We start from the raw sequence: 2,838 nt of genomic DNA on the forward strand, positions 1-2,838 counted from the left end.
GTTTTCCACTTTGTCATCCAGGTCACACTGCACGTAGTAACGGCTGCGGGAATTGGAACGCATGCTGCACAGAGCAAAGCCGCGGGCGTGGTTGGCATAGATCAGCTCTTCGTCAACTGGTGGCGTGTCGCTCAGAATACCCAGCCAGCCAAAGGGGTAGATCTTCTCGTAGACCACTTCCGACTTCCCTCTTACCTGCTCCGTTCGCGTAGCGTGGCCTAAGGCCTCAGTCCCTGCTCCCTAAAACCCAGATATTTGTACCTCACAAGTCTTAGAATTGCTAGAACATTAACAATTCCCAAAAACAATGGTTAACCCTTTAAACACAATTGAAAAATTACCGGTAAGCCAGTCTATAAACGACCCATTGATTCAGACCGAGCGGCTATGTTTACATTATGGAACAAAACCGGCCTTTGCTGATGTATCGTTGCCAATTTATACAGGTTCGATTACCGCACTAGTGGGACCGTCTGGTTGTGGCAAGACTAGTTTTTTAAGTTGCCTCAACCGCTTGACAGATTTGATTCCTAATGCTAAAGTTACAGGTAGAATTCGCTTTGGTTCCCTGGATGTGCTGAGTCCTCGGATGGATGCGATCGCAAAGGGTGGTGCTATGGAGCTAATTGCACTTCGCCGTCGTGTTGGAATGATTTTCCAAAAGCCAAGTCCCTTCCCCTTCTCAATCTGGAAGAATCTGGCCTTTCCGTTGCGGGAACATGGTGTTAAAAACCGGGCTAACATTGCTCAGCTCATCGAAACTGCACTCCGGGATGTGGGTTTGTGGGATGAAGTCAAAGACCGACTCCACACCTCGGCTCTTGCTCTGTCTGGTGGTCAAAAGCAGCGCCTGTGCATTGCCCGTGCCTTGGTGTTGCAACCGGAAGTACTCCTGTTAGATGAACCCTGTAGTGCCCTCGATCCCATATCCAGCGGTGTAGTCGAAGATTTGATAGCTAGGCTCAGGGGACGCTACACCCTGGTGATTGTTACCCACAACCTAGCTCAAGCTAGACGAATTGCTGACTATACTGCCGTCTTCTGGGTTAAAGAAGCAGTGGGGCGATTGATTGAATACGGCTGTGTGGAGCAGATTTTTGAATCACCTCAACAAGCTTTGACAGCTGCCTATGTCAATGGAATTAGAGGATGAAGCTGTGGTCTTCCGTGCTCCGAATTCCCGTAAGCATATGCGCTACGCCCACGCTGCTTGAGGTGCCGTCAGTGGTCAGCCGTCAGTGGTCAGTGGTCAGTGGTCAGCCGTCAGCCGTCAGCTTATTTTATTCAAAAGCTGATAGCTGATAGCTGATAGCTGATAGCTGATAGCTGATATAGCAATTCTTATACCCATGAGGTACAAATATCTGGGTTTTAGGGAGCAGGGAGCAGGGAGCAGGGACTTCGGAAGAGGGAAGAGGGAAGAGGGAAGAGGGAAAAAATAATGTGTACCTCATAGCTATCAGCTATAGCTGATAGCTGATAGCTGATAGCTGATAGCTGATAGCTGATAGCTGATAGCTGATAGCTTACGATTGTTCCTAATTCATACTGGTGTCAGGCAACCAGTTAAGTTCCTTTCTCAGATAAACATGGAGCTGATTAATCTCCTCGTTTTCCAGGATTTCTAATACGGCTAGATTCAAGTTGCTCTGGACATCATAGTAGAGCTTGGGCTCAATCACAAATACCCTAATTTTAATCACACGAGCATTCTGTTCAAGGCGAGAAAATACAACTAAAATTTTCTCCTTGTTCAAGCCATCGATAGAGGAAACGTTTTCTTTAATAGCCTGACAAATTCGCCTAGTTTGCTCAGCCGAAATCCCATCAATTTTCAGATTTAAATTTATGCCCCACTGAACCGTATCGCCAGTCTTATCTGACCAATTTGCAAAAATTCCAGAAATCATTTTAGAATTGGGAAGTTTTTTGATATAACCCCACTCAGTAATAAGAAGCCTTGTACTTCTCAGACCAATATTGAGTATCTTAACCCTACCACTTACTCCGTCCAATACTATCACGTCACCGGGTTTATAGAGACCATCAGCGTAGATAATCACCGTACAACACCAGTCATAGACAATGTCTTTGAATAACAAACCTAAGGCGACACCTGCGCCACCGAGTAGACCGATCAGTGCACCGGCAGATGCCCCCAACACAATCTCACTGGCTTTAATGGCAGCAATCAGGATTGCTGCGATCTGAAAAAGCTTTGGGAAGTACGGCACGAACAAATCGTCGAGTTCAGTTTCAGTGTTTGCCGCCAATCCGGCTAGAAGCTCCCCCAGTAGTGGAGCAGCACGGTAAAGAATATAGGTAGCAATGAACAGAACGCTCACAAACAGAAACTCCGGGATTTTCTGATTCTGTGTATCACTAAGATGGGTTGCCACAACTAGATGTACTAGCCATAGTCCACCGATCCAAATTAGCCAGCCTAATGGTTGCTTAAGAATCCTAATGAACTCATCGTCATGGGTGCTTTCTGTACCGCTAGTCAGACGCTCGAGTCTGTGAATGATTATTGAAGTAAACAACCCTCGCAATATATGGGTGAAGAGGAGGATGAGCACCACAATAACTATCGTGGCAACAGGAATGTTGGGGACCTTGAAGTCGGTATCAAAGATCCTTTCTTTGATTAGGTTGATTGTACTGTTGATTGTACTCTTAAGGTTTTCCATCGTTTCGACCAAAATACACTAACAGAGATCGACCTGTGCTTAGTTAAATGGCAAGTCGATGGCAAGTCTATTGGTGGAATGATTTTACTATAAGTTGCGAATTTACCGAATCCTGCTAGGTATGTAATCAACAGGATTTAGAGCAATT

The 2,838-nt window shown here is 45.8% G+C and carries 4 protein-coding genes and 1 pseudogene; 2 read left to right on the plus strand and 3 right to left on the minus strand.

Annotated elements, in window-relative coordinates; all coding sequences use genetic code 11:
• Window positions 1-168 (minus strand): annotated as a pseudogene (locus tag F6K20_RS40260) (FAD-dependent monooxygenase); the annotation flags it as partial.
• Between the two features lie 139 nt (window positions 169-307).
• On the opposite strand from F6K20_RS40260, the gene F6K20_RS32585 reads away from it, so the two are divergent.
• On the plus strand, window positions 308-1,153 hold the full coding sequence (locus tag F6K20_RS32585; RefSeq protein WP_008190397.1) for a phosphate ABC transporter ATP-binding protein: 846 nt from the start codon (window positions 308-310) through the stop codon (window positions 1,151-1,153).
• The gene (locus F6K20_RS32590; RefSeq protein WP_287250094.1) at window positions 1,150-1,302 is read left to right on the plus strand and encodes a hypothetical protein; all 153 of its coding nucleotides are present in this window, start codon (window positions 1,150-1,152) and stop codon (window positions 1,300-1,302) included. The genes F6K20_RS32585 and F6K20_RS32590 overlap by 4 nt, the downstream gene beginning before the upstream one ends.
• Here the strand turns inward: F6K20_RS32590 and F6K20_RS32595 are convergent.
• Window positions 1,281-1,454 carry a hypothetical protein gene (locus F6K20_RS32595; protein WP_287250097.1) on the minus strand — a complete coding sequence of 58 codons (174 nt, stop codon included), beginning with the start codon at window positions 1,452-1,454 and terminating at the stop codon, window positions 1,281-1,283. The genes F6K20_RS32590 and F6K20_RS32595 overlap by 22 nt on opposite strands.
• An 84-nt stretch (window positions 1,455-1,538) precedes the next feature.
• A complete protein-coding gene (locus tag F6K20_RS32600; protein WP_287297533.1) occupies window positions 1,539-2,690 on the minus strand; it encodes a mechanosensitive ion channel family protein in 1,152 nt (383 codons plus the stop codon).
• Window positions 2,691-2,838 lie beyond the last annotated feature (148 nt).

The organism is Moorena sp. SIO2C4 (assembly GCF_010672485.1).
Lineage (GTDB): Bacteria > Cyanobacteriota > Cyanobacteriia > Cyanobacteriales > Coleofasciculaceae > Moorena > Moorena producens.

Excerpts from the sequence above, each read along its gene's own strand:
- F6K20_RS32585 (WP_008190397.1), top strand. The coding sequence starts at position 308 with ATGGTTAACCCTTTAAACACAATTGAAAAATTACCGGTAAGCCAGTCT.
- F6K20_RS32590 (WP_287250094.1), top strand. The coding sequence starts at position 1,150 with ATGAAGCTGTGGTCTTCCGTGCTCCGAATTCCCGTAAGCATATGCGCT.
- F6K20_RS32595 (WP_287250097.1), bottom strand. The coding sequence starts at position 1,454 with ATGAGGTACACATTATTTTTTCCCTCTTCCCTCTTCCCTCTTCCCTCT.
- F6K20_RS32600 (WP_287297533.1), bottom strand. The coding sequence starts at position 2,690 with ATGGAAAACCTTAAGAGTACAATCAACAGTACAATCAACCTAATCAAA.